The organism is Pseudomonas sp. PA1(2017) (assembly GCF_001945375.1).
In the GTDB taxonomy this organism is placed as follows: domain Bacteria; phylum Pseudomonadota; class Gammaproteobacteria; order Pseudomonadales; family Pseudomonadaceae; genus Aquipseudomonas.
Genome location: NZ_MSXU01000002.1, coordinates 118,991 through 144,964, shown reverse-complemented (window position 1 = coordinate 144,964; position 25,974 = coordinate 118,991). Strand labels below are relative to the sequence as shown.

Genomic DNA, 25,974 nt, shown 5'->3' with positions numbered 1-25,974 from the left:
GTTTGTGAAAGCCCTGCTTTCGCGGATCGATTTACAATAAAGCACCAAAAAGTTTCATAAAGGCGTCATTTTGCCCTTTTTAAGGGCATGGCGTTCTTGTTAGAGTCCCGCCACTTTTCATTGCGCGGCGCAGCAAGACGCCAGGGAGTCTGCCATGAGCATGTCCGTCGATCATTTCCTCGAACGCCTGAAACAACGCGATCCTCACCAGCCCGAGTTCCACCAGGCGGTGGAGGAAGTGTTGCGTAGCCTGTGGCCGTTCCTGCAAGCCAACCCGCGTTACCTGGAGGCAGGCATCGTCGAGCGTCTGGTCGAGCCGGAGCGTGCCGTGCTGTTCCGCGTGCCGTGGGTCGATGATGGCGGGCGTGTGCAGGTCAACCGTGGTTTCCGCATCCAGATGAACAGCGCCATAGGCCCGTACAAGGGCGGCCTGCGCTTTCACCCCTCGGTGAACCTGAGCGTGCTCAAGTTCCTGGCCTTCGAGCAGACCCTGAAGAACTCTCTGACCTCGCTGCCCATGGGCGGCGGCAAGGGCGGGGCTGACTTCGACCCCAAGGGCAAGAGCGACGCCGAGGTGATGCGTTTCTGCCAGTCGTTCATGACCGAGCTGTACCGTCACATCGGCGCCAACCTGGATGTGCCGGCCGGTGACATCGGCGTCGGTGGCCGCGAGATCGGTTACCTGTTCGGCCAGTACAAGCGCCTGGCCAACGAGTTCACCTCGGTGCTGACCGGCAAGGGCCTGACCTACGGCGGCAGCCTGATCCGCCCGGAAGCCACTGGCTACGGCTGCGTGTATTTCGCCGAAGAAATGCTCAAGACCCGCGGTCGCAACTTCGATGGCCAGCGCGTGGCCATCTCCGGTTCCGGCAACGTGGCGCAGTACGCCGCGCGCAAGGTCATGGACCTGGGCGGCAAGGTGATTTCCTTCTCCGATTCCGAAGGCACGTTGTATGTCGAAGAGGGCTTCAGCGAGCAGCATTGGCAGGACGTGATGGCGCTGAAGAACCAGAAGCGTGGCCGCCTGAGCGAACTGGACGGCGGCGCGTTGCGCTTCCAGGCCGGCCAACGTCCCTGGGGCCTGGCGTGCGACATCGCACTGCCCTGCGCGACCCAGAACGAGCTGAACCTCGACGACGCCCGGGCACTGCTCGGCAATGGCTGCGTGTGCGTGGCCGAGGGCGCCAACATGCCGACCACGTTGGACGCGGTGGACCTGTTCATCGAGCACGGCACCCTGTTCGCCCCGGGCAAGGCCTCCAACGCCGGTGGCGTGGCGGTCAGCGGGCTGGAAATGTCGCAGAACGCCATGCGCCTGCACTGGAGCGAGGGCGAGGTGGACGAGAAGCTGCACGGCATCATGCAGTCCATCCACAACGCTTGCGTGCGTCACGGCGAGGAGAATGGCGGCATCAACTACGTCAAAGGCGCCAACATCGCCGGCTTCGTCAAGGTGGCCGACGCCATGCTGGCCCAAGGCGTGGTCTGACCGCCGCACGCGCAGTAGGGCAATCCTGCTGCGCCTTCACCCCCAGCCATTTTGCCGACGGCTGGTCGGCGAGATGCGCTCATTGTCACGACTCGTACACACAAGGTGCCGACAATGCCCTCCCGTCGCGGCGCAGGATGGCGCCGCGCGTGTTGGCAACACCACTGGAACAACGAGAGTCGTGTCATGAAACAGATCCCAGGAATGCTCGAAGGCGCCATGGCGGTTCGCTTCTACGAGAGCGTGCAGGGGCCTTTCCCCATCGAAATCGGTGCCGCGGTGCCAGGCACGAGCATGTCCGCCATCGTCAAACCGACGGCCAGCCCCATCACCCTGGATGCGGCCTGCGAGGAAGACCTCGGCCTGTCGCTGCTCGAAGCCGAGGCCACCGGCCTGGCTGCCGAGAAGGTCTGCGACCAGCTCAACGCCTTCTACGCCGGGCGCCGGGTCAATTGCAGCTGCGCGGCGGAAGTCGAGGCGGTCATCGGGCTATTCCAGGCCGCTGGTGTGGAGCCGGAGTTCTCGCTGTCGACCCTCGATGCCGCGGCGCTGTACCTGCCCGACGCCCCGCCGTTCGACCAGTACCCGGAAAGCGTCGCCCGCGATCTGTTCGTGTTGGCCAAGCCGTTCGAGATGTGGCGTTTGCGCTGATCCGCTGATGACGCTGCCTTTCCTTTCTGGATACCGCTGCGCCTGCTCTGGATTCGGTGCAGGCGTTTATTTTTCATGTGCTGGCTTCTCTCGCCGGATTGTTGCGCCTTAGAATCATTCTCTACTAGGCGTTCGCGAGATTCCGTTCATGATGTTGACCATCCCCAATGTGCTGGCGCCCGAGCAGCTGCGCCAGTGCCGTGTCGCGCTGGAGCAGGGCGCCTGGCAGGATGGTCGCGGCACGGCCGGGCATGTCGCCCAGCGCGCCAAGGACAACCAGCAACTGGCCCAGGATGATCCGCTGGCGATACAAATCGGCGACTTCATCGTCGATTGCCTGGGCGCCAACCCGCGCTTCGTCGCCGCTGCGCTGCCGCTCAAGGTGTTGCCACCGCGTTTCAACCGCTACGCCGGCGGCGGCACCTATGGCAGCCATGTGGACAACGCCATCTTCAGCGTGCCAGGCACGCCGCACCGGGTGCGCAGCGACCTGTCGGCCACCCTGTTCTTTAGCGAGCCGGATGAATACAACGGCGGCGAGCTGGTGATCGAGGACACCTACGGCAGTCACAGCGTCAAGCTGCCTGCCGGGCACCTGGTGCTGTATCCCGGCACCAGCCTGCACCGGGTGATGCCCGTTACCCGTGGCGTACGCTTCGCCTCGTTCTTCTGGATCCAGAGCCTGGTGCGCGAGGATGGCCAGCGCAGCATGCTGTTCGAGCTGGATCAGGCCATCCAGGGCATCAGCCAGCAGTTGCCGGAAAGCTCCGAGGTGGTTCGCCTGACTGGCGTGTACCACAACCTGTTGCGGCACTGGGCGAACACCTGAGCATGGAAAAGCTGCAGCAGATTCCCCCGAGCATCGTTTCGGTCAGCGATTACCAACCCTACGCCCAGGCGCGCATGAGCGAGCCGGCCTGGGCCTACGTCAATGGTGGCGTGGCCGATGAGCTGACTCTGCAGGCCAATCTGGAGGCGTTCCAGTGCCTGCGTTTGCGCAGCCGCATATTGCGCGACCTGAGCGGTGGGCACACGCGCCGGGAATTGTTCGGGGTGACCCACGATTTTCCGATTCTGCTGGCGCCGGTGGCCTTTCAGAAGCTCGCCCACCCGGACGGCGAACTGGCCACGGTGATGGCCGCCGCCGCTCTGCAGGCCGGGATGATCGTCAGCACCCAGGCCACCACGAGCCTCGAGGACATCGCCGCTGCGGCCAGCAACCCGCTGTGGTTCCAGTTGTACATCCAGCCCGATCGTGCCTTCACCGAAGCCTTGGTACGGCGCGCCGAAGCGGCCGGCTATCGCGCGTTGGTACTGACCGTGGATGCGCCGGTCAACGGCGTGCGCAACCGCGAGCAACGTGCCGGCTTCGTGCTGCCGGCCGACGTGCAGGCGGTCAATCTGCAGGGCATGCGCGCGCCCGTCGCGCAGCCGGCGGCAAGCAATGGCGCTTTGCTGCTGGGCGGTAGCCTGCTCGCCGCAGCGCCGACCTGGGCGGACATCCGCTGGCTGCGCTCGATCACCCGCTTGCCGTTGTTGCTCAAGGGCGTGACCGACGTGGAGGACGCCCGCGAAGCGCTGGAGCAGGGCGCGGACGGCCTGATCGTGTCCAATCACGGTGGCCGCACGCTCGACGGCATGGCGGCCAGCCTCGACTGCCTGGAGCCGATTGCCGATGCGCTGCAGGGCCGCCTGCCGCTGTTGTTCGACGGTGGCATTCGTCGCGGTACCGACGTTCTCAAGGCCCTCGCCCTTGGCGCCGACGCGGTGCTGATCGGCAGGCCTTACATCCATGGGCTGGCGGCGGCTGGCGCGGCGGGGGTGGCGCATGTCATTCAACTGCTGCGCGCCGAGCTGGAAGTGGCGATGGCCCTGACCGGGTGTCGCGACCTTGCGGCCATCGACAAGCGCGTGCTGGCCCGCTGATCGCGGGGCATTTCATTCGAAGAAATTGGTGTTGGAGCTGGCCGGTCGAAACACGGTCGCTATACATACAGATTCGAATGATTATTGTTGTTGCATGATAATAATTATCAATTATTATTCCCGGCTTTCTGGGGAGACACATCATGCAACACACAAGAAAAACGCTGACCCGCCGTCCACAACCCTGCCTGCTCGCTTCTGCCATCGGCTTCGCCCTGGCCTCCTGTGCCTGCAGCGCCCTGGCCGCCGAAACCGTTACCAAGGCCGGCTCGCTGGAACTGGGCGACGTTCGGATCCAGGCCCAGGAAGCGGAAAGCTCCAAGGTCGAGCAATCCGCCTCCGCGAAGATCACCACACCGCTGCTGGATACCCCGCAGACCATCACCGTGGTGCCGAAGAAAGTCATCGAGGAACAGCAGGCCCTGAGCCTGCGCCAGGTGCTGTCCAACGTATCGGGTATCACCTTCAACGCCGGTGAGGGCGGCGGCGGTTCGGGCGACAGCATCAACATCCGCGGCTTCAGTGCCAATGCCAACATGCAGATCGACGGCCTGCGTGACAGCGCCCAGACCAGCCGTACCGACACCTTCAACATCGATCAGGTCGAGGTCATCAAAGGGCCGAACTCGGTATTCGGTGGTGCCGGCACCACTGGCGGCAGCATCAATGTGATCAGCAAGCAGCCGCAGGAGCGCGCCTTCACCCGCATCGGCGGCAGCGTCGGTACCGACAACTACTACCGCATGACCCTGGACACCAACCAGCCGCTCGACGGCGTGGGTACCGACAGCGCCGTGCGCCTGAACCTGATGGGCCACCAGAACGATGTCGCCGGTCGCGACGAGATCGATCGCGAGCGCTGGGGGATCGCGCCGTCGCTACGCCTGGGTTTCAGCGAGTCGACCCGGCTGACCCTCAGCCTGCATCATCAGCAAGACGACAACCTGCCCGATTACGGCGTGCCGGCCCTGGATGGCAAGCGCCTGGCCGGTGTCGATCGCGAGGCCTACTTCGGCTGGAAGAACCTGGACAAGGAAGAGATCGAGCAAAGCGCATTCACCGCCAACTTCGAGCACGATTTCAACGACAGCCTGAGCATCCAGAACCTGACCCGCTACAGCCTGGTCAACCGCGACACCACGGTTTCCGCCTCACACGTCAACACCACCGGGGTGCCGGCCGGCAGCTATCGCCCGGCTGGCCCGCAGGGTTACGGCCGTGACGCCGAGACCGAGATGTGGATCAACCAGACCAACTTCAAGGCCGCCTTCGATACCTTCGGGCTGGCCCACAACCTGGTGGTCGGCGCGGAGATCTCCCGCGAGACCCTCGACCTGCGCACCTACAGTTACAACCTGACGAGCGCGGCGCCTTATCCGATTTTCGATCTCGGCAACCCACCTGGTCACTGGGCCGGCGCCACCAACAAGGCGAACAGCGGCTATACCGAGACCAAGCTGGTCGATAAGGCCATCTACCTGTTCGACACCATCGCGCTCAACGAGCAATGGGACGTCAACGGCGGCGTGCGGGTGGACTGGATGGACGGCCAGGCGCGGGCTTTCGACGCCACTCACCAGCCGACCACGCGCTTCGATTCCAATGATCGCAAGGCCAGCAGCCGTCTCGGTCTGGTCTACAAACCGGTGGAAAACGGCCGCTTCTACGTCGCCTGGGGCAACTCCTTCAACCCGTCGGCCGAAAACCTGGCCTCGTCGGGCGGTGGCCTGACCATCGCTACCGCCAACCTCGACCCCGAGAAGAACGAAACCTGGGAACTGGGCACCAAGTGGGAGCTGTTCGAGCGCCGCGTGGAGCTGGACGCCGCGGTGTTCCGTGTGGAGAAGAGCAACGCACGGGAAACCATGTCCGACGGCTCCACGCAACTGGCCGGCAAGCAGCGTGTCGACGGCTTCGAGTTGGGCCTGACCGGCCACGTGACCGAGCAATGGGACGTGTTCGCCAACTACACCTTCCTTGATAGCGAAACCCTCGAGGCCGCCGACACGCCTGCCGGTGCCGCGCGTGAAGGCCAGGCGCTGGGCAACACGCCGCCGCGCTCCTTCAACCTGTGGACCACCTACCAGCTGCCGGCGGGCTGGAGCATCGGCTACGGCGCTCGCTATGTCAGCGAGCGCAACGTGACGTCCAGCACTCGCGCCAAGCTGGACGACTACTGGCTGCACAACGCCATGGTCGGCTACAAGGTCAACGAGAACCTCGACCTGCAGCTCAACGTGAACAACCTGTTCGATGAGGATTATGTCGAGCGCGTGCGTCAGCAGGCCGGTGCCGCGGCACGCTCGTCGGCCATCGAGTATGGCGATGGCCGTTCGACGCTGCTGTCGGCGACCTACAGCTTCTGACCGGCGCCACCGAGCCCCGTCGACGCCTGGCGTCGACGGGGCTTTTGCCTGTGTGGCGGTCGACTGGTTGTAAAAGGCGAGTAAATATCGAGCATTTCGAATGCTTCTCATCTAGGGTCTGTTGCCGTTTCAACGCGAGCCGCGTTGTCGCGAGAAACCTTGCCAGGCTAGGCGGAGGACGCAGGGAATGGTTTTTCCCTTGCCAAGTCCTCCAACGACGCATGGCGAGGTTTCCCGCGCAACCTGAAGGGCCGTGCGCGTTTTGCCGCGATGCGGCGTTTCTCGCCGGCTCATTTAGACCGCTAAACTCTGCGGCTCTTGCCATGCCTCGCGGCAAAACGGGCTCAGGCGCGGTCGTGCGTGAAACGGCAACAGACCCTATGATCGCGCGGCTTCGAGTCGTGTCCATCTGCTGAGTGTTAATCGTGTTCAAGAAAGTCTTGTTCCAACTGCACTGGTTTTTCGGCATCACCGCCGGGCTGGTGCTGGCCCTGATGGGCGTGACCGGCGCGCTGTACAGCTTTCAGGAAGAGATCCTGCTGGCGATCAACCCCGAGATGGCGGTGAACGCTCAGGCGGGTGAAGTGCTGCCACCGGGCGAAATGGTCGAGCGCTTGCAGGCTCAGGGGCTCAGCGTATCCGGGCTCTACGTGGACACCGAGGGCGGCCAACCGACGCGGGTGTTCCTGACCCCGCCGCCCGGCGAGCGGCGGGGCGGCATACGCTTCGTCGACCCTTACAGCGCCCAATCCCTGGGTGAGCCGCGGGGCCTGCAGTTCTTCGGCCTGATGCTGCAGCTGCATCGCTTTCTCGCCATGGGCCAGAGCGGTCGGCAGATCACCGGTGCCTGCACCATCGCCCTGGTGTTCTTCTGCCTGTCCGGGCTTTACCTGCGCTGGCCGCGCAAGGTGTGGAGCTGGCGCGCCTGGCTGACGTTCGATTGGGCCAAGAAGGGCCGCGCCTTCAATTGGGACTTGCACGCGGTGGTCGGCACCTGGTGCCTGCCGCTTTACCTGTGTGCGGCGCTGACCGGGCTGTATTGGTCCTACGACTGGTACCGCAGTGGTCTGGAAAGCCTGCTCAGCGACAAACCCCGGGTTGCTGGCGAAGAGCGCGGTCGTCGCGGGCCACCACCCGAAGGGCAAGCGATGCCGCCGGTGAACTACGCAAACCTCTGGCAGGGCATCCAGCGTACGGCCGGGAACCGGCTTGGCGTTTACAGCCTGCAGTTGCCCAATGCGGCCGGCCAGCCGGCGCGGGTATTCTTCATGCTGCGCGACGCCGAGCACACCCGCGCCTTCGACCAGATGCAGCTCGACCCGCTGACCGGCGAGGCTAAACAGGTCGAGCGTTACGCTGACAAGTCGTTCAAGGCGCGGTTGCTGGCCAGTGTTTACGCCTTGCACACCGGCGAATACTTCGGCATGACCGGGCGCATCCTGATGATGGTCGCCAGCCTGCTGATGCCGCTGTTCTTCGTCACCGGCCTGCTGCTGTACCTGGACAGGCGCCGCAAGAAGCGTGCAGCGCTGGCTGCTCGACAGGCACTTGTAGGGGGCGAGGGCGGGGAGCCCTGGCTGGTGGGCTTTGCCAGCCAGAGCGGTTTTGCCGAACAATTGGCCTGGCAAACCGCCGGGCAGTTGCAGGCCGCCGGCATGGCGGTGGAAGTGCAGCCGCTGGCGCGTATCGACACCGCCAGGCTCAGCGCCACACCCCGCGCTTTGCTGGTGCTCAGCACCTTTGGCGACGGCGAGGCGCCGGACAGCGCCCGCGGTGCAGAGCGTCAGTGGCTGACGGCAACGCTGGATCTGCCTGGCCTGCGCTATGCGGTGCTGGCCCTGGGGGATCGCCAGTACACGCAGTTCTGCGGCTTCGCCCGGCGCCTCGACGACTGGCTGGCCAGCCGCGGTGCGCAGCGCCTGGGCGAGCGTATCGAGGTGGATGGTGACGATCAGCAGGCGCTACAGCATTGGCAGCGGCAGCTAGCCGAGCTGACCGGCGTGCAGCCTCTGGCCGTGCAGCAGGTGCCGTTCGATGGCTGGGGGCTGCGCGAGCGTCATTGCCTGAACCCGGGCAGCCAGGGCGCGGGAACCTGGCTGGTTGGCTTGCAGCCGCCGGCCGGTGCCCAGTGGCAGGCGGGCGATATCTTGGAAATCCTCCCGCGCAACGGTGAAGCGCAGGTGCAGCGCTGGTTGCAAGCCCACGGTTTGCAGGCGCTGGCGTCCGTCGTCATCGAACCGCTGGGCCATACGCTGGCTGAGGCATTGGCCGCTCGCCAGTTGCCGTACAGCGTCAGTCATCTGGTCGGCCTGCATGCTCAGGCGCTGCTCGAGGCGCTGGTGCCTCTGCCGAGCCGCGAATACTCGATTGCCTCGCTGCGCGAAGATGGCGTGCTGGAGCTGATCGTGCGTCAGCAGTACCTGGCCAATGGCGAACTGGGCGCCGGTTCCGGCTGGCTGACCGAGCACCTGCCGATGGGCGCGCAGTTGCTGGCGCGGGTACGCCGTAACAGTGGTTTCCATGCCCCTGAAGATGATCGCCCGCTGATCCTGATCGGCAATGGCACCGGGCTCGCTGGCCTGCGCAGCCTGCTCAAGGCGCGCATCGCCGCCGGGCACGCGCGCAACTGGCTGTTGTTCGGCGAGCGCAATGCCGAGCATGACTTCTACTGCCGTGACGAGTTGCAGGCCTGGTTCGAAGGCGGGCAGCTACAGCGACTGGATCTGGCCTTTTCACGCGACCAGGCTCAGCGGCTCTATGTGCAGGATCGCCTGCGCGAGGCGGCCGATGAACTGCGGGCGTGGATTGCAGGTGGTGCCGCCGTCTACGTATGCGGCAGTTTGCAGGGAATGGCCGGTGGCGTGGACCGAGTGCTGCGAGAGGTACTGAGTGACGATGCCGTCGACGAGTTGCTCGAGCAGGGCCGCTATCGGCGCGATGTCTATTGAGGCTTAGGCCGACAGTTGTCGGCGCTAATGCCCGGAACGAAGGGGCCGTCACGGGGCCTGCGATGGCTCCGTGACGGCACCTTAGGTTAGAAGGTGATATTGGCCGAAAGCCAAAGGCGCCGGCCTTCTTCCAGGGTACCCGTGGTGGACTGAGCCGTCTGAATGTACTCGGATGCCCAGGCCGTGGTGCCAGTGTTGGTGGTGTACAGCTTGCCTTTGGCGAAGTCCTTGTCGAAGGCGTTGTACAGCGTCGCGTTGAGGGTGAGGTTGTCCGTGGCACGGTACGAGCCGCCGAGATGGAAGACCTGATAGGCCTTCAGGTCGCCAACTTGATCCTGTACCGCACGGTTGGCGGCGGTTAGGTTTTCGTAGCGGTCGGTGAAGCGTGCCCGCTCGCCGCGGTATTCACCCTTGAACCACAGCGTCAGGCGCTCATTGGCCAACCAACTGAGGCGGGCATGGGCCATGTGCTCGGGCGTGTTGGTCAGCGGGGCGCCCTTGTTGTCACCGCTTTTCTGCTCGCTGTCGGTGTAGGTGTAGTTCATGGCCAGCGTCCACGAGGGCACGAACTCCCAGCGCCCGGCCAGCTCTAGGCCCTTGGTCTGAGCCTTGCCCACGTTGATGCTTTGCGAGAAATCCGCCTGGGTGAAGGCAGAGCCGTAACTGACGCAGCCCGGTTGATTCGGATCGATGGCGGAGAAGCAGTTGGGGATCGGCGATCCATCGTCGATCTTGTCCTCGAATTTGTTGTGGAACAGCGTGGCATTGGCATCGAAGCCTGCATGGCTGTCGTAGTAAACGCCGAACTCGGTATTGGTCGTGATTTCCGGTTCGAGATGGGGGCTGCCGATGGTGATACGTGCCCCCTGCGAGGTGACGCCATTGATGCCGTCATGCAACTGATTCAGCGTCGGCGTCTTGTAACCTCTGCTGATGCCGCCCTTCATCGTCCAGTTGTCGGTGGTGTTCCATACCAGATACGCCCTTGGGCTCACATGGCCACCGAACGCTTCGTGGTCTTCATAGCGGGCGCCGAGGGTGAGTGCCAGGTCATCACGCAGGCGCCATTCGTCCTCGATGAAAAGCGCCCATGAGGTCTGCTGGAATTTCTCGCTGGCGATACCGTCCTCGACTTCGGCGTCCCAGTATTGGCCGCCGATGGTGGCGGTGTGGGCGTCCCCGATGGGGCTGACCAGCTTGGTGTCGAATATGAGGTCGGTGGACTTCAGCGTGCGGTCGTTGCCGCCGACGATCCTCGGGTAGCCGGTGTAGGCGACGCCAAGGCGGCCAGGTACGGTGCGGCCGATAGTTTCGGTGGTGTTGTGGCTCACGCTGCTGTCCAGGGTGCCGAAGCTGAAGCGCCCGGTATGTATGAGGGCGACCTGTTCGCGTTCGAAGCGCAGTTCATCCTTGTAGCCGTTGATGGTGGTGGGAGCATCCGTGGTGCATCCCTGGGTGGCACTGCCTCCGCTCTTGCCGTCGAGGTTGCCGAGCTGGCAGTTGTCGTTGTTGTACACCTGGCGCGCTCTATCGACATCCACGGAGAAGTCATGATCTTCGTTGGGGGTGAGCGTCAGGCGCGCGCCCAGCGTGGTGTTCCGACCCTCCACGGGCGATGCGCCGCGCTTGCTGACGGTGCTGCCATTGTCGAAGGTCAGGTCGGACTCTTCACGGTTGTGGAAGCTGCCACGTAATGTCAGGCCGAGCAGGTTCTCGACCAGTGGCCCGCTCGTGTACAGGCTGGTGCTGCTGGCGGCGCCGTAGTCGCTGTTTTCCTGCAGCGTGTGATCCACGCTCAGGGATGTACCCCATTGATCACTCACTTTGCGGGTGATGATATTGACCACGCCACCCATTGCATCAGAACCGTAAAGGGTCGACATCGGGCCGCGGATCACTTCGATGCGGTCGATGGCCGACATCGGTGGCATGAAGCTGGTCGAGGTCTCGTTGAAACCATTGGGGGTGACGTTGCCCGCCGTGTTTTGCCGGCGGCCATCGATGAGGATCAAGGTGTAGTCGCTGGGCAGGCCGCGAATGCTGATGTCCAACCCACCCGTCTTGCCGGTGCCCTGGCGCACATCCACGCCTTCGACATCTTCGAGGGCTTGGGCCAGGTTGGCATAGCGTTTCTGTTGCAGGTCTTGCTGGCTGATCACGCTGATGCTGGCGGGGGCTTCGGCCACTTTCTGCTCGAACCCGGAAGCCGAGACCACCACGTTGTCGAGGACCATGGGCTCGTTGGCCTGGGCGGTAGCGCTTAGCGCGCCGGCGAAGGTGATGGCAGTGGCCAGCAAGGAGCGGCGGGAAGGGCTGTGCATCGTATTCATCCTGAGTGGTTATGCGAATTCCGCTCGGGATGATAATTATTGTTAGTTGAACTTGGTTCTCAGTTGATCGTAACCGCTTGTATCTTCAGCTCCCGCATGGAGAGAACGCGGCCCTTGCAGCGTTGTAAGCTTTTGTAAGGGCCGCGAGCGTTCGCCTCAGCTGTTGATGGTTTCCGCGTGGTGGCAGGCCACTTCCCGGCCATCGAGCGGGCGCAGTAGCGGCAGCTCGGTCTGGCATCGCTCGGTGGCGTAGGGGCAGCGCTTGTGGAACGGGCAGCCCGGTGGCGGGTTGAGCGGGTTGGGCAGCTCGCCGACGATCTTGATCTTCGGTTTGCTCGGGTCCGGATGGATGGTCGGCGTGGCCGACAGCAGCGCCTTGGTGTACGGGTGCAACGGGCGCTCGTAGAGCCGCTCGCTGGGGCCGATCTCGGCGGGGCGCCCAAGGTACATCACCAGCACGTCGTCGGCGACGTGGCGCACCACCGACAGGTTGTGGGAGATGAACACGTAGCCGGTCTTGAACTCTTCCTGCAGGTCCATGAACAGGTTGAGCACCTGGGCCTGGATCGACACGTCCAGCGCCGAAGTCGGTTCGTCCGCCACCAGCACCTTGGGGTTGAGCATCATGGCGCGGGCCAGGGCGATACGCTGGCGCTGACCGCCGGAGAACATGTGCGGGTAGCGCTGGTAGTGCTCCGGGCGCAGGCCGACCTGGTTCATCATCGCCTGCACCTTTTCGCGGCGTTCGGCGCGCGACAGGCTGGTGTTGATCAACAGCGGTTCGGCCAGTTGATCACCGATCTTCTGCCGCGGGTTGAGCGAGGCGTAGGGGTTCTGGAAAACCATCTGCACGTCGCGGCGCAGTTGCTTGCGGGTCTGCGCGCTGGCGCCGTTGACTTCCTGCCCGGCGATCTGCAGCGAGCCCGAGGTGGGCTCCTCGATCAGGGTCAGGGCGCGGGCCAGGGTGGATTTGCCGCAGCCGGATTCGCCGACCACGGCCAGGGTCTTGCCGGCCTGCAATTCGAAGGACACACCATTTAGCGCCTGCACCGTAGCGGCAGGCTTGAACAGGCCCTGGGACACGGAATAGTGACGCGTCAGTTGGCGTGCGTTCAGGACAGTCGTCATCACGCCACCTCGGCATTCAGATTGAGCGGGAAATAGCAGCGCACCGCGCCGCGCTCGTGGGGTTCCAGGGCTGGGCGCTGTTCGCGGCACTTGGGCTGCACGTAGGGGCAGCGCGGCGACAGCAGGCAGCCTTTGGGTCGGTCGTAGCGGCCGGGAACGATGCCGGGCAGGGTCGACAGGCGCGTGGCGCCCAGGCTGTGTTCGGGGATCGCCTTGATCAGCGCTTCGGTGTACGGGTGGGTCGGCGCGTCGAACAGCGCCGGCACCTGGCCCAGCTCCACCGCTTGCCCTGCGTACATCACGCAAACCCGGTTGGCGGTTTCGGCGACCACGGCCAGGTCGTGAGTGATCAGCACCAGGCCCATGTTCTGTTCGCGCTGCAGGTCGAGCAACAGCTCCATGATCTGCGCCTGGATGGTCACGTCCAGGGCGGTGGTCGGCTCGTCGGCGATCAGCAGCTTGGGTTCTGCCGCGATCGCCATGGCGATCGCCACGCGCTGGCTCATGCCACCGGAGAGCTGGTGCGGGAAGGCGTCGAGGCGGCTGGCCGCACCGGGAATTTCCACACGTTCGAGCAGTTGCAGGGCACGCTGGCGCGCAGCCTTGCCCTTGAGGCCGAGGTGCTGGCGCAGCACTTCCTCGATCTGGAAACCGACGGTGAAACTGGGGTTCAGGGCCGTCATCGGATCCTGGAAGATCATCGACAGATCCTTGCCGACGATGTGCCGACGCTGGCGACCCTTGAGGGTCAGCATGTCGGTGCCGTCGAACGTCAGGCGGTCGGCCCGCACGATGCCGGGGGCATCGATCAGGCCCATCAGCGCCATCATCGTCACCGACTTGCCGGAGCCGGACTCGCCGACGATGGCCAATACTTCGCCCTTGTCGACTTTCAGGTCGAGGCCATCGACCACCGGCACGGCGTTGGCGTCGCCGAAGCGCACGCTCAGGTTGTCTATTTCCAGCAGGCTCATCGGGCGGCCTCCATCGAATGGCAGGCCGTAATGCGAGAGATGTTCATGGCGGCCTCCTCAGATCGCGTTCTTGAGTTTCGGGTCCAGCGCATCGCGCAGGCCGTCGCCCATCAGGTTGATCGCCAGCACGCTGAGCAGGATGGCGAGGCCGGGCAGGGTCACCACCCACCAGGCGCGTTCGATGTAGTCGCGCGCCGAGGCGAGCATGGTGCCCCACTCCGGCGTTGGCGGTTGTACGCCGAGGCCGAGGAAACCCAGGGCGGCGGCATCGAGAATCGCCGAGGAGAAGCTCAGGGTCGCCTGCACGATCAGCGGCGCCATGCAGTTGGGCAGCACGGTGATGAACATCAGCCGCGGCAGGCTGGCGCCGGCCAGGCGGGCGGCGGTGACGTAGTCGCGGTTCAGCTCGCCCATCACCGCGGCGCGGGTCAGGCGCACGTAGGAAGGCAGCGAGACGATGGCGATGGCGATCACGGTGTTGATCAGGCCAGGGCCGAGGATGGCGACGATGGCCACGGCCAGCAGCAGCGAGGGCAGGGCCAGCATGATGTCCATCAGACGCATGATCGAGGGGCCCATCAGGCGCGGGAAGAAGCCGGCGACCAGCCCCAGCAGCAGGCCGGGAATCAGCGAGATGACCACCGAGGCCAGGCCGATCAGCAGCGACAGGCGCGCGCCGTGGATCAGTCGCGAGAGCAGGTCGCGGCCCACTTCGTCGGTGCCGAGAATGAAGCGCCACTGGCCGCCGTCCAGCCACACCGGCGGGGTCAGCAGGGCGTCACGGAACTGCTCGCTGGGCGAGTAGGGCGCGATCCACGGCGCGAACAGTGCGCAGAACACCATCAGCAGCATGAAGCCGAGGCCGGCGACGGCGCCCTTGTTGTGACTGAACGCGCGCCAGAATTCCTTTAGCGGCGAGGGGTAGACCAGGCTCTGGTCGAGCGGCGTGGTAGTAGTCGAGGTCATGCTCGCACCTCATGGATATCTGATTTTGGCGTAGCCCGGGTCGAGCGAGTCGACACCCGGGAAAGAGCGATCTGGGTATCGCGCTGCTCGACCCAGGCTACGGAAGTAGTTTGGGGGGTGGACGACGCTTTATCCGTCCACCGCGGCGCGGTCACGGTGGATGAGAAAAGCGTCATCCACCCTACGGTTGTGTTGGTATCAGTTGCCATTCATGACTCCGGAGAATCGGTTCATGGCCTCGCGAGCTAGCGCGAGGCAAGGAAAAATTCGTCGAGAGAGCGGAGTTGGCTGTAGCCAATGAGCATCTCGAGAGGGATTTTGACGCGGCATCGCCGACGCGCAGCAGGTCATGGCCGGTTCTCAGCGCTGGTGGCGAATACGTGGGTTCACCAATCCATAGAGGATATCGACCACGAAGTTGACCAGGATCACCAGGCAGGCGATCAGCAAGATGCCGTTCTGTACCACCGGGTAGTCGCGGGCGCCGATCGACTCGATCAGCCATTTGCCGATGCCCGGCCAGGAGAAGATCGTCTCGGTCAGTACCGCGCCGGCGAGCAGCGTGCCGACCTGCAGGCCGAACACGGTGAGCACCGGAATCAGTGCATTGCGCAGGCCGTGCACGAACACCACGCGGGTGGGCGACAGGCCCTTGGCGCGGGCGGTGCGCACGTAGTCTTCGCGCAATACTTCGAGCATCGCCGAACGGGTCATGCGGGCGATCACCGCCAACGGGATGGTGCCCAGCACGATCGCCGGCAGGATCAGGTGGCGCAGGGCGTTGACGAAGGCGCCTTCCTCGTCGGACAGCAGGGTGTCGATCAACATGAAGCCGGTCACCGGCTGGATGTCGTAGAGCAGGTCGATACGCCCCGATACCGGCGTCCAGCCGAGCCACACCGAGAAGAACATGATCAGCAGCAGACCCCACCAGAAGATCGGCATCGAGTAGCCGGTCAGGGAGATGCCCATCACGCCGTGATCGAACAGCGAGCCGCGCTTGAGAGCGGCGATCACCCCGGCGATCAGCCCCAGCGTGCCGGCGAACAGCAGCGCGGCCAGGGTCAGCTCGAGCGTGGCGGGAAACAGGGTGGTGAATTCGTCCCACACCGGGGTACGGGTGCGCAGCGATTCCCCCAGGTCACCCTGGGCCAACTGGCCGATGTAGTCGAAGTACTGGGCGTACAGCGGCTTGTTGAGGCCCAGTCGCTCCATGGCTTCGGCGTGCATCTGCGGGTCGACGCGACGCTCGCCCATCATCACTTCCACGGGGTCGCCGGGAATCATGCGAATCAGCGCGAAGGTAAGCAGCGTGACCCCGAAGAACGTGGGTATCAGCAGGCCCAGGCGCCGGGCTATAAAACTCAACATCGTGGTAGGTACCTCATTGGCCGGTCAGGCAGCCCGCCAGCGTCTGTAGCGCCGGCGGTGTGTTTTTATTCACTTCACTCGAGTGGTGGCGAAGTTGTTGGTGGTCAGCGGGCTGATCCGATAGCCCTCGACGTCCTTGCGCATGGCGGTGAACAGCTTCGGGTGGGCCACGTTGATCCAGGGTTGATCCTCGGCGTAGAGTGCCAGGGCCTGGCGATACAGGGCGGCACGCTCATCGTTGGCGGTCACGCCGCGGGCCCTGGTGATCAGTTCCTGAAACTTAGGGTTGCACCAGCGTGCATAGTTCTCGCCGTTTTTTGCCGCATCGCAGCTGAGCAGCGGGCCCAGGAAATTGTCCGGGTCGCCGTTGTCGCCAGCCCAGCCGGCGGATACCAGATCGCCTTCGCCATTCTTGGCGCGGCGTAGCATTTCGCCCCATTCCATCACCCGAATGTCGACCTTCAGGCCGATCTCGGCAAGATCCGCTTGCAGCATTTCTGCCGACAGGCGCGGATTGGGGTTGGTCTGGCCGCCGCCGCTGCGGGTGAACAGGGTGAGCACGGTGCCTTTCGGCACGCCGGCTTCCTCGAGCAGGGCGCGGGCCTTGTCGAGGTCGCGGGGCGGGTTGCGGTTGTCGTCGTTATAGCCGATCAGTGTTGGCGGGTACGGGTTGACCGCCACCAGCGCGTTGCCCTTGCCGAACAGCTGCTCGACGTGGCGCTGGCGGTCGAAGGCGAGGTTGATCGCCTGGCGCACGCGCACGTCGCTCAGGTACTGGTGCTCGGTGTTCATGGCGATGTAGCCGGTAACGATGGCCTCGATCTCGTCGACCTTGAGCTTGGCATCGGCCTTGATCGCCGGCACGTCGTCGGGCTTGGGATACAGCGCCACCTGGCATTCGTTGGCGCGCAGCTTCTGCAGGCGCGTGTTGTTGTCTGTGGTGATGGCGAAGATCAGCGGGTCGGCCGGTGGCTTGCCGCGGAAGTAATCCGGATTGGCCCGGAAACGGACCTGGGCGTCCTTGTTGTAACGCTGAAACACGAAGGGGCCGGTGCCGATCGGTTTGCTGTTGAGGTCGGCGGTGTTGCCGGCTGCGAGCAGCTGATCGGCGTATTCGGCTGAGTAGATCGACGTGAAGGCCATCGCCATGTCACGCAGGAACGGCGCCTCCGGGCGAGTCAGGGTGATGACCACGGTGTGGTCGTCGGTCTTGGTCACCGACTTGAGCAGTTGCCGGAAGGCCATGCTCTCGAAATAGGGATAGCCGACGCTGGCCTTGGCGTGCCAGGGGTGCTTGGGGTCGAGCTGGCGGTTCAGGCTCCACAGCACGTCGTCGGCGTTGAGGTCGCGGCTCGGCGTGAAGTAATCGGTGGTGTGGAATTTCACGCCCTTGCGCAGGTGAAAGGTGTAGGTCAGGCCATCGTCACTGACCGCCCAGCGCTCGGCCAGGGCCGGCTGGATGTCCGTGGTGCCGGGCTTGAAGTCGACCAGGCGGTTGAATACCGTCTCGGCCGAGGCATCGGCCGTCACCGCGGTGATGTACTGAACGATGTCGAAGCCCTCGGGGCTCGCTTCGGTACACACCACCAGTGGCTTGGCTGCGAGGTTGCCGGCGGCGCCGAGAACCAGGGCGGCCAGCGCTGCACGTAGCGGTAGTGTCTTCATCGGATATCCCTCGCGAATGAGGTCAGCATAGACGTACGGCCTGCAAGGGGCAGGCCGTGAGCCGTGGTCAGAAGGATGCGTGCATCATCGGTCGTGCGGCGTGCTCAGCCAGTGGGTAAGCACGAGGCCTGAGCGCTCGATGACGCCCCGTCACTCGGGCCTGTCGGCTGGCAGGTCGCCTCGCGGTTGCCCACGAGGCGGCCTTTACGCCAATCAGTCGTTGCTGACACCGATGAAGCTGTTGCGCCCGAACGGGCTGATCTGGAAGCCCTTCACGCTGGTGCGCATCGGCTGGTACACGGTGGAGTGGGCGATTGGGGTGATCGGCACTTCACGCTTGAGCACTACCTGAGCCTGCTTGTACAGCTCGCTGCGCTCGTTCTGATCGGTCACGCGCTTGGCGGCCACCACCAGCTTGTCGTACTCGGCATCGCACCACTTGGAGAAGTTGTTGCCGTCCACCGAAGCGCAGCCGTACAGGGTGCCGAGCCAGTTGTCGGGGTCACCGTTGTCGCCGGTCCAGCCGATCAGCATGGCGTCGTGCTCGCCGGCGTGGGCGCGCTTGATGTATTCGCCCCACTCGTAGCTGACGATGCGTGCCTTGACGCCGACCTTGGCCCAGTCGGCCTGCAGCATCTCGGCCATCAGACGGGCGTTGGGGTTGTAGGGGCGCTGCACGGGCATGGCCCACAGGGTGATTTCGGTGCCTTCCTTCACGCCGGCGGCCTTGAGCAGTTCCTTGGCTTTTTCCGGGTTGTAGGGGGCGTCCTTGATCGACTCGTCATAGGACCACTGGGTCGGCGGCATACCGTTGACGGCCAGCTGGCCAGCGCCTTGGTACACGGCATCGATGATCGCCTGCTTGTTGACCGCCATGTCCAGCGCCTGACGCACTTCGAGTTTGTCGAACGGCGCGCGGGTCACGTTGTAGGCGATGTAGCCCAGGTTGTAGCCCGGGGCGGTCGGCACGTTGAGGTTCTTGTCCGCCTGCAGGCCCTTGAGGTCGGCCGGACGCGGATTGAGGGTGATCTGGCACTCGCCGGCACGCAGCTTCTGGGCGCGGACCGAGGCGTCGGTATTGATCGAGAAGATCAGGTTGTCGATCTTCACCTGATCAGGTGCCCAGTATTCCTTGTTGCCCTTGTAGCGGATCGCCGCGTCCTTCTGGTAGCGGCTGAACACGAACGGGCCGGTGCCGATGGGCTGCTGGTTGATCTGCGCGGCCTTGCCGGCCTTGAGCAGCTGGTCGGCATACTCGGCGGAATGGACGGCGGCGAAGTTCATCGCCAGGTTCTGCACGAACGCGGCGTCCACTTCCTTGAGGGTGAAGACCACGGTGTGGTCACCGGTCTTCTCGATCTTGGCGATGTTCTTGTCCAGGCCCATATCGGTGAAGTACGGGAACTCGCTGGGGTAAGCCTTGCGGAACGGGTGATTGCGATCGAGCATGCGCTGGAAGGTGAACAGCACGTCGTCGGCGTTGAATTCGCGGCTCGGCTTGAAGTAGTCGGTGGTGTGGAACTTGACCCCTTCACGCAGGTGGAAGGTGTAGGTCAGGCCGTCTTCACTGATGTCCCAGGACGTCGCCAGGCCCGGCTGGGCCTTGGTGCCGCCACGCTCGAATTCGGCCAGGCGGTTGAAGATGGTTTCCGAGGCCGCATCGAAGTCGGTGCCGGTGGTGTACTGGCCCGGATCGAAACCGCCCGGGCTGCCTTCGGAGCAATACACCAGATTGCTGGCCTGGGCGAGCGAAACACTGGAGAGCAGACCTGCAGTGAGCAGAGCCTTGCACAGGAGAGACATGCGCATGCGAACCTCTTTTTTCTTTTTGTTCGCGCTTGGGTTCAGCGCGAGCTCGGAATGCGGTGAAAGCGGATAGCTCACTCACCGGGTCGGGCTCGAAATTAAGTCATGCTGAAATTTCGGTCAACAAAAATTAAGCGGCACTAACATTGCGCATATTTGCCCTGAATTGGAGCAGAAATCAGCCGTTGGCAGGGTGATCACCAAACAATGCCATGGTGGTCATGGTCAGCACCTCTGCCGGCTCGTCGGCGGCATTGATCAGGCGGTGCAGCTTGCCGGCATCGAAGTGCACGGAGTCGCCAGGGCCGAGCGGGTAGTCACGGCCTTCGATGGTATAGACGATCTGCCCGGCCAGCACGTAGGAGAACTCCACGCCTTCATGGGCGATCAACTCCGATTCGTAGCCCACCGGAATGTTCATCTTCACGGCATTGATCGAGTTGCCGGGAAACGAGCTGGATAGCCGCTCGTAGGCCAGCAATTGGCCGCCAACCGTATAGCGTACGCGCTCGTTGACGTGCGAGTCGGGCTGCGCCTGCTCGGGCTGGTCGAACAGCGCGTTGAGCGGCACGTTCAGGGACTTGGCGATGCTCGCCAGGGACGAGATCGACACGCCGGTGAGGTTGCGCTCTGCCTGGGACAGGAAGCTGGCAGTCAGGCCGGCGTCCGCCGCTACTTGATTGAGAGTCTTGCCGGCGGCTCGCCGGTAGCGGCGCAGGCGTTCGCCGATGCGATCTGCGGTCATGGGTAAGGTTCGCTGTTCGAATGGGCGGAGTATACCGATGGCGAGTAGGGACTTCAGCCGGAAGTTGACGGCATTTTTTAAGTCCCACTGAAAAATGCTTTGACCGTAATTTAAGTTGCACTTAAATTTTGCCGCAGTGAATGACCCGGCAGCGATGTCCGCTGCCGTCGCCAGACGAGGATGTGCAGATGACACTGGGAGTGGGCGGTAGCACGCCGGAGCAGGCCTTGGCGCGCCTGCAGGACATGACGGCCGGCGCGCAGCCGATCGGCGAAGCGGAGTATCAGGCACGCATCGAGCGTGCTCAGGCGCTGATGCGCGAGCAGGGCATCGAGGCGCTGTTCGTCGCCGCGGGCAGCAATCTGCAGTACTTCACCGGGGTCAAATGGAACCCCAGCGAGCGCATGGTCGGGGCGATCCTGCCGGCCAGTGGCGCGCTGGAATACCTGGCGCCGACCTTTGAGGAAGGCACGGTGTGCGACTTTCAGGTGGTGCCAGGCACCATCAATACCTGGGAGGAGCACGAGAGCCCCTATGCATTGCTGCTCAGGTGCCTGCGGCGCCTCGGCGTGATGCCCGATGAAGGTGCGCCGCCTCAGGTAGGTCTTTGTTCTTCCTTGCCTTTTTTCATGTTCGAAGGCATCCGCAAGCTGACCAACGGTTACCGTTTCGTCGACGCCGGGGTGATTACTGCCGCGTGCCGGCAGCGCAAATCCGCCGCCGAAATCGCCCTGATGCAACGTGCCAAGGACATGACTCTGGAGGTGCACAAGGCCGCGGCGAGCATCCTTCACGAAGGCATCACCACCACCGAAGTCGCCGAGTTCATCCGCCAGGCGCACCGCAAGGTCGGCGCGCCGGGCTCGATCTTCTGCATCGTGCTGTTCGGTCCGGCCAGCGCTTTCCCCCACGGCGTCAAGCATGCGCAGACCCTCAAGGACGGCGACATGGTGCTGATCGACACCGGCTGCCAGGTGCACAGTTACCTGTCGGACATCACTCGCAGCTACGTCTTCGGCACGCCGAGCGAGCGCCAGCGCGAGTTCTGGAACAAGGAAAAGGCTGCCCAACAGGCTGCCTTCGAAGCCGCCGTGCTCGGCGCCCCGTGCGCCAGTGTGGATGCCGCCGCCCGACGCAGCCTGGAAGCCGCCGGCCTGGGCCCCGGCTACAAGCTGCCGGGCCTGTCGCACCGCACCGGCCATGGCATCGGCCTGGACATTCACGAGGGCCCTTACCTGGTTGGTGGCGACGACACGCCGCTGGCCGAGGGCATGTGCTTCAGCAACGAGCCGATGATCTGCGTGCCGGGCGAGTTCGGCATCCGCCTGGAAGATCACTTCTACATGACGTCCGAAGGCCCGCGCTGGTTTACCCAGCCAAGCCACTCGGTGGACGACCCGTTCGGGCTGAATGCCTGAAGCCCCTACAAAGCCACGCATTCACCGGCCGCTCCCGCCTTTTGCAGGCAGCGCGCTGAATTCAATTCGCAAGATCGTGATCAGGCACCTGGAAACGAAAACGCCCGGCCAATTGGCCGGGCGTTTTCATTCATGCAGCTGGTTTACTCGATGCTCACGCCGTAGAAGGAGTTGATGCCGAACGGGCTGATCTTGAAGTCCTTCACCCGGGTGCTCATCGGCTGGTACACCGTGGAGTGGGCGATCGGCGTGTTCTGCACGTCGGCCTTGAGCAGGTGCTGGGCCTGCTTGTAGAGCACGGTGCGTTCTTCACGGTCGTTGATCGCCTTGGCTTTCTTGAGCAGTGCGTCGAACTCCTTGTTGCACAGGCGGCTGTAGTTGTTGCCGCCAATGGCGTCGCAGCCGTACAGCACGCTCAGCCAGTTGTCGGGGTCACCGTTGTCGCCGGTCCAGCCGATCAGCAGGGCATCGTGTTCGCCGGCCTTGGCGCGTTTGTTGTACTCGCCCCACTCGTAGCTGACGATGCGCGCCTTGATGCCGATCTTCGCCCAGTCGGCCTGCAGCATCTCGGCCATCAGCTTGGCGTTGGGGTTGTAGGGGCGCTGCACGGGCATGGCCCACAGGGTGATCTCGGTGCCTTCCTTCACGCCGGCGGCCTTGAGCAATTCCTTGGCCTTTTCCGGGTTGTAAGGCGTGTCCTTGATGGTGTCGTCATAGGACCACTGGGTCGGCGGCATGCCGTTTACCGCCACCTGGCCGGCGCCCTGATACACGGCGTTGATGATCGCCTGCTTGTTGACCGCCATGTCCATGGCCTGGCGCACTTCGAGTTGGTCGAACGGTTTGTGCTCGGTGTTGTAGGCCAGGTAACCGACGTTGAAACCGGCCTGCTCGGGCATTTGCAGCTTGGGATCCTTCTTCAGCGTTTCCAGGTCGGCCGGGCGCGGGAACACGCTGACGTGGCATTCGCCGGCGCGCAGTTTCTGCATGCGCACCGATGGGTCGGTGTTGATGGCGAAGATCAGGTTGTCGATCTTCACGTCATCCGGGTTCCAGTATTCCTTGTTGCCCTTGTAACGGATCTGCGCGTCCTTCTGGTACCGGCTGAACACGAACGGGCCGGTGCCGATTGGCTTCTGGTTGATGTCCGAGGCCTTGCCGGCCTTGAGCAGCTGGGCGGCGTACTCGGTGGAGTGGATCGAGGCGAAGCTCATGGCCATGTTCTGGATGAAGGCCGCGTCGACGGTGTTGAGGGTGAAGCGCACCGTGTGTTCGTCGACCTTTTCGATCTTGGCGATGTTCTTGTCCATGCCCATGTCGGTGAAGTACGGGAACTCGGTGGGGTACGCCTTGCGGAACGGATCGTCCTTGTTGAGCATGCGGTTGAAGGTGAACAGCACGTCGTCGGCGTTGAATTCGCGGCTGGGCTTGAAGTAGTCGGTGGTGTGGAACTTGACCCCTTCGCGCAGGTGGAAGGTGTAGGTCAGTCCGTCATCGCTGATGTCCCATTTCTCGGCGAGGCCGGGGATCACCGAGGTGCCGCCACGCTCGAATTGCGAGAGGCGGTTGAAGACGGTCTCCGCGCCGGCGTCGAAGTCGGTGCCGGTGGTGTAGAGCCCGGGGTCGAAGCCCGCCGGGCTGCCTTCGGAGCAGTACACCAGGTTGCCGGCTGCCTGTGCGAAAGGTGCGCTGGCGATCAGCCCGGCGACGACAAAAGCCTGGATAAAGGCGTTCTTGTGCATGGTTACCTCATGTCTATTGTGATTTTTCCTGAGGGGTCTGCTGCGGCAAAACGGGCGTGTCGGATGGTGACGAGCCTGCCTTGAGCCTAGACCTTAGTTAAGCCTATGCACGGGCTGTGCCGAAAAGCTTGGGGCAAAAAAAGAAGAGGTTGCGACAGCGGTCGCAACCTCTTCTCGGGGGGCGGCAGGCGGGTTTACAGCTGCACCTCGATCACCCCATCGGCATTCATCGTCACCTGGCTGGTGCCGGCTTCGACTTCCGGGGTGGCGCTGTCGCTGGCGAACGACGAGGCCTTCATGGCTTCCATGCGCATCGGCGGGCGCACGAAGCCGCCGCTGTTGAGGTTCAGGCTGACCAGTTTGTAGCTCTTGCCGCCCAAGGCTTCGGTGGTCAGTTGGGCGCGCTCCTTGAACGCCGCGACGGCGTCCTTGATCAGTGCGTCTTCTTCCTTCTTGCGGGTGGCATCAGCGATGCTGAAGCTCATGCCGCCCATCTTCAGGGTTTTCAGCATCTCGCCGGTGAGCTTGGAGAGGGCGGCGAAGTCCGCGCTTTCCAGGCGGATCTCGGCGCGCTCGCGCCAGGCGCTGATTTCTTCGCCCTTTTCGCTGTACACCGGGTAGCTGTTGCGGCTGCCCTGGGAAACGGTCACGCCTTTCACGCCGCGGGCCTGGGTCAGGCCGGCATTGAGGGTACGGGTGATCTCGGCGGCCAGCGCCGCGGGGTCCTTCTGCTGGGCTTCGGTATACAGGGTGACCTGCATCAGGTCGTGGGCCACCTCGTGGCTGACCTGAGTGCTCAGGGAAATCTGGTTGTAGCGCGGTTCATCGGCGTGCGCGGCGATACTGAGCAGGCCGGCGGTGGTGAAAGCCAGTGCGGTGGCGAGGCGGGACAGTGGCAGCATGGCGATTCCTTATCGATAGCGGGCACGGATGGAGACCGTGTTCATAGGGTTAGACGAGGCGGTCTGGGTATTCGGGTTAAGCGAATCGAAAAAATATTCACCTCACCTCAGACCGCGCCGACCAGCAAGTGATTGGTCTGATTCGGCGCCTGCCGGGCAATCGTCGTACGACTGCGGCGCGTTGCCGCATCAGGGCGCCGGCGGCCTTGGTTATACTCGCCGGGCTCGCCAACGAGCATAGAGGAGTATCGATGCTCGCCCCCGTACAACTGCTTTCGGCCAGCCGCCAGAACCTCTGGCGGCTGACCCTGATTCGCTTTCTGGTGCTGGCTGCCCAAGCCGGTTCGGTTGGCCTGGCCTACAAATCCGAATTGTTGCCGCTGCCCTGGTTGCAGTTGAGCATCACCCTGGGTGCCTCCCTGGTGCTTTGCCTGCTGACCGCGTTGCGCCTGCGCGGGCCCTGGCCGGTCACTGAAGCCGAATATGGCATCCACCTGGGCTTCGATCTGGTGATCCACAGCGTGCTGCTGTACTACTCGGGCGGCTCGACCAACCCCTTCGTGTCCTATTACCTGGTGCCGTTGACCATCGCCGCGGCGACCCTGCCATGGCTGTTCACCATGATTCTCGGCGGCATGGCGCTGGCGTCCTACACGCTGTTGCTGGTCTGGTCGCACCCGCTGCAGTTGCCGGTAGGACCGCGCGAGAGCCTGCTGGTGTATGGCATGTGGCTGAGCTTCGCCCTGGCGGCGGGGCTGATCACTTTCTTCGTCGCCAAGATGGCCGAGGAGCTGCGCCAGCAGGAAAAGCTGCGTGCCGAGCGCCGCGAGGAAGGCATGCGTGACCAGCAGTTGCTGGCCGTGGCCACCCAGGCTGCCGGTGCCGCCCATGAGCTGGGCACGCCGCTGGCGACCATGAGCGTGCTGATCAAGGAACTGCGCCGCGAGCACCAGAACCCGCTGCTGCAGGAAGACCTGGCGCTGCTGCAGGAGCAGGTCAAGCTGTGCAAGGAAACCCTCCAGCACCTGGTGCGCGCCGCCGAAGCGGATCGTCGTCAGGCCGTGGTGGAAATGCCGGCGGTCAGCTGGCTCGAGACCACCCTCAATCGCTGGCACCTGATGCGCCCGGAAGCCAGCTATCGTTACGAATGCCTCGGCGTGGGCAAATCGCCGCAACTGATGCCGCCCGCCGACCTGACCCAGGCGCTGCTCAACCTGCTCAACAATGCGGCCGATGCCTGCCCGGACAACCTGGAAATCAACCTGGACTGGGATCACCAGTGGGTTCGCCTGAGCATTCGCGACTACGGCGCGGGTGTACCCTTGGCCATCGCCGAGCAACTGGGCCGGCCTTTCTTCACCACCAAGGGCAAAGGCAAGGGTTTCGGCCTCGGCCTGTTTCTCAGCCAGGCCAGCGTGACCCGCGCCGGCGGCACGGTGAAGCTGTATAACCATGAAGAAGGCGGCACGCTCACCGAGCTCAAGTTGCCGCGCGCCTACGCCCGGGTGTGAGCCCGACGCAGGTTTTTCGATGCAGCGCACTGCCGG

General features: G+C 63.8%; 18 protein-coding genes. 8 read left to right on the top strand and 10 right to left on the bottom strand.

The genetic code is table 11. From position 1 onward, the window contains the following. Positions 1 to 154 precede the first annotated feature (154 nt). The 6 genes from gdhA (at position 155) to BVH01_RS04865 (ending at position 9,380) form a co-directional block, all read left to right on the top strand. A complete protein-coding gene (gene gdhA, locus BVH01_RS04890; RefSeq protein WP_075929259.1) occupies positions 155 to 1,489 on the top strand; it encodes an NADP-specific glutamate dehydrogenase in 1,335 nt (444 codons plus the stop codon). A gap of 186 nt (positions 1,490 to 1,675) precedes the next feature. After that, entirely contained in the window at positions 1,676 to 2,140 is a 465-nt protein-coding gene (locus BVH01_RS04885) for a hypothetical protein (RefSeq protein WP_139317774.1), read from the top strand. Positions 2,141 to 2,288: 148 nt separating this feature from the next. Beyond that, positions 2,289 to 2,969, top strand: coding sequence for a Fe2+-dependent dioxygenase (locus BVH01_RS04880; protein WP_075929257.1), 681 nt, complete (start codon positions 2,289 to 2,291; stop codon positions 2,967 to 2,969). A 2-nt stretch (positions 2,970 to 2,971) separates the two neighbouring features. After that, on the top strand, positions 2,972 to 4,066 hold the full coding sequence (locus tag BVH01_RS04875; protein WP_075929256.1) for an alpha-hydroxy acid oxidase: 1,095 nt from the start codon (positions 2,972 to 2,974) through the stop codon (positions 4,064 to 4,066). Positions 4,067 to 4,209: 143 nt separating this feature from the next. Further along, complete coding sequence (locus BVH01_RS04870) at positions 4,210 to 6,432, top strand: TonB-dependent siderophore receptor (RefSeq protein WP_075929255.1); 2,223 nt, start codon at positions 4,210 to 4,212, stop codon at positions 6,430 to 6,432. 425 nt (positions 6,433 to 6,857) lie between these two features. Continuing rightward, positions 6,858 to 9,380, top strand: a complete 2,523-nt coding sequence (locus tag BVH01_RS04865) for a sulfite reductase flavoprotein subunit alpha (protein ID WP_075929254.1) — start codon at positions 6,858 to 6,860, stop codon at positions 9,378 to 9,380. Positions 9,381 to 9,466: 86 nt separating this feature from the next. Here BVH01_RS04865 and BVH01_RS04860 read toward each other — a convergent pair whose 3' ends face one another. From BVH01_RS04860 to BVH01_RS04825, 8 genes are all read right to left on the bottom strand, one after another. Further along, positions 9,467 to 11,701 (bottom strand): TonB-dependent receptor domain-containing protein, encoded by a 2,235-nt coding sequence (locus tag BVH01_RS04860; RefSeq protein WP_075929253.1) that lies wholly within the window; start codon positions 11,699 to 11,701, stop codon positions 9,467 to 9,469. Between the two features lie 165 nt (positions 11,702 to 11,866). Beyond that, a complete protein-coding gene (locus BVH01_RS04855; protein ID WP_075929252.1) occupies positions 11,867 to 12,838 on the bottom strand; it encodes a peptide ABC transporter ATP-binding protein in 972 nt (323 codons plus the stop codon). Next, positions 12,838 to 13,812 carry an ABC transporter ATP-binding protein gene (locus tag BVH01_RS04850; RefSeq protein WP_075929251.1) on the bottom strand — a complete coding sequence of 325 codons (975 nt, stop codon included), beginning with the start codon at positions 13,810 to 13,812 and terminating at the stop codon, positions 12,838 to 12,840. Before BVH01_RS04850 ends, BVH01_RS04855 begins: the two co-directional genes overlap by 1 nt. Before the next feature lie 57 nt (positions 13,813 to 13,869). After that, on the bottom strand, positions 13,870 to 14,778 hold the full coding sequence (locus BVH01_RS04845; RefSeq protein ID WP_070884376.1) for an ABC transporter permease subunit: 909 nt from the start codon (positions 14,776 to 14,778) through the stop codon (positions 13,870 to 13,872). A gap of 360 nt (positions 14,779 to 15,138) precedes the next feature. After that, positions 15,139 to 16,149, bottom strand: coding sequence for an ABC transporter permease subunit (locus tag BVH01_RS04840; protein WP_070884374.1), 1,011 nt, complete (start codon positions 16,147 to 16,149; stop codon positions 15,139 to 15,141). A 69-nt stretch (positions 16,150 to 16,218) separates the two neighbouring features. Then, on the bottom strand, positions 16,219 to 17,814 hold the full coding sequence (locus BVH01_RS04835; RefSeq protein WP_075929250.1) for an ABC transporter substrate-binding protein: 1,596 nt from the start codon (positions 17,812 to 17,814) through the stop codon (positions 16,219 to 16,221). A gap of 213 nt (positions 17,815 to 18,027) precedes the next feature. Then, positions 18,028 to 19,623, bottom strand: coding sequence for an ABC transporter substrate-binding protein (locus tag BVH01_RS04830; protein ID WP_075929249.1), 1,596 nt, complete (start codon positions 19,621 to 19,623; stop codon positions 18,028 to 18,030). 175 nt (positions 19,624 to 19,798) lie between these two features. Continuing rightward, positions 19,799 to 20,365: a cupin domain-containing protein gene (locus tag BVH01_RS04825; protein ID WP_075929248.1), complete on the bottom strand. Its 567-nt coding sequence runs from the start codon at positions 20,363 to 20,365 to the stop codon at positions 19,799 to 19,801. 188 nt (positions 20,366 to 20,553) lie between these two features. On the opposite strand from BVH01_RS04825, the gene BVH01_RS04820 reads away from it, so the two are divergent. Then, positions 20,554 to 21,783, top strand: coding sequence for a Xaa-Pro peptidase family protein (locus BVH01_RS04820; protein ID WP_075929247.1), 1,230 nt, complete (start codon positions 20,554 to 20,556; stop codon positions 21,781 to 21,783). 143 nt (positions 21,784 to 21,926) lie between these two features. Here the strand turns inward: BVH01_RS04820 and BVH01_RS04815 are convergent, their stop codons facing one another. Together BVH01_RS04815 and BVH01_RS04810 are read right to left on the bottom strand one after the other, a co-directional pair. Next, complete coding sequence (locus BVH01_RS04815) at positions 21,927 to 23,525, bottom strand: ABC transporter substrate-binding protein (RefSeq protein ID WP_075929246.1); 1,599 nt, start codon at positions 23,523 to 23,525, stop codon at positions 21,927 to 21,929. 194 nt (positions 23,526 to 23,719) lie between these two features. Beyond that, on the bottom strand, positions 23,720 to 24,427 hold the full coding sequence (locus BVH01_RS04810) for an SIMPL domain-containing protein (protein WP_075929245.1): 708 nt from the start codon (positions 24,425 to 24,427) through the stop codon (positions 23,720 to 23,722). 251 nt (positions 24,428 to 24,678) lie between these two features. On the opposite strand from BVH01_RS04810, the gene BVH01_RS04805 reads away from it, so the two are divergent. Beyond that, a complete protein-coding gene (locus tag BVH01_RS04805; RefSeq protein ID WP_075929244.1) occupies positions 24,679 to 25,938 on the top strand; it encodes an ATP-binding protein in 1,260 nt (419 codons plus the stop codon). The last annotated feature ends 36 nt before the right edge of the window (positions 25,939 to 25,974 follow it).

Coding starts and splice junctions, on each gene's coding strand:
- gdhA (WP_075929259.1), top strand. CDS start 155: ATGAGCATGTCCGTCGATCATTTCCTCGAACGCCTGAAACAACGCGAT.
- BVH01_RS04885 (WP_139317774.1), top strand. CDS start 1,676: ATGAAACAGATCCCAGGAATGCTCGAAGGCGCCATGGCGGTTCGCTTC.
- BVH01_RS04880 (WP_075929257.1), top strand. CDS start 2,289: ATGATGTTGACCATCCCCAATGTGCTGGCGCCCGAGCAGCTGCGCCAG.
- BVH01_RS04875 (WP_075929256.1), top strand. CDS start 2,972: ATGGAAAAGCTGCAGCAGATTCCCCCGAGCATCGTTTCGGTCAGCGAT.
- BVH01_RS04870 (WP_075929255.1), top strand. CDS start 4,210: ATGCAACACACAAGAAAAACGCTGACCCGCCGTCCACAACCCTGCCTG.
- BVH01_RS04860 (WP_075929253.1), bottom strand. CDS start 11,701: ATGCACAGCCCTTCCCGCCGCTCCTTGCTGGCCACTGCCATCACCTTC.
- BVH01_RS04855 (WP_075929252.1), bottom strand. CDS start 12,838: ATGACGACTGTCCTGAACGCACGCCAACTGACGCGTCACTATTCCGTG.
- BVH01_RS04850 (WP_075929251.1), bottom strand. CDS start 13,812: ATGAGCCTGCTGGAAATAGACAACCTGAGCGTGCGCTTCGGCGACGCC.
- BVH01_RS04845 (WP_070884376.1), bottom strand. CDS start 14,778: ATGACCTCGACTACTACCACGCCGCTCGACCAGAGCCTGGTCTACCCC.
- BVH01_RS04840 (WP_070884374.1), bottom strand. CDS start 16,149: ATGTTGAGTTTTATAGCCCGGCGCCTGGGCCTGCTGATACCCACGTTC.
- BVH01_RS04835 (WP_075929250.1), bottom strand. CDS start 17,814: ATGAAGACACTACCGCTACGTGCAGCGCTGGCCGCCCTGGTTCTCGGC.
- BVH01_RS04830 (WP_075929249.1), bottom strand. CDS start 19,623: ATGCGCATGTCTCTCCTGTGCAAGGCTCTGCTCACTGCAGGTCTGCTC.
- BVH01_RS04825 (WP_075929248.1), bottom strand. CDS start 20,365: ATGACCGCAGATCGCATCGGCGAACGCCTGCGCCGCTACCGGCGAGCC.
- BVH01_RS04820 (WP_075929247.1), top strand. CDS start 20,554: ATGACACTGGGAGTGGGCGGTAGCACGCCGGAGCAGGCCTTGGCGCGC.
- BVH01_RS04815 (WP_075929246.1), bottom strand. CDS start 23,525: ATGCACAAGAACGCCTTTATCCAGGCTTTTGTCGTCGCCGGGCTGATC.
- BVH01_RS04810 (WP_075929245.1), bottom strand. CDS start 24,427: ATGCTGCCACTGTCCCGCCTCGCCACCGCACTGGCTTTCACCACCGCC.
- BVH01_RS04805 (WP_075929244.1), top strand. CDS start 24,679: ATGCTCGCCCCCGTACAACTGCTTTCGGCCAGCCGCCAGAACCTCTGG.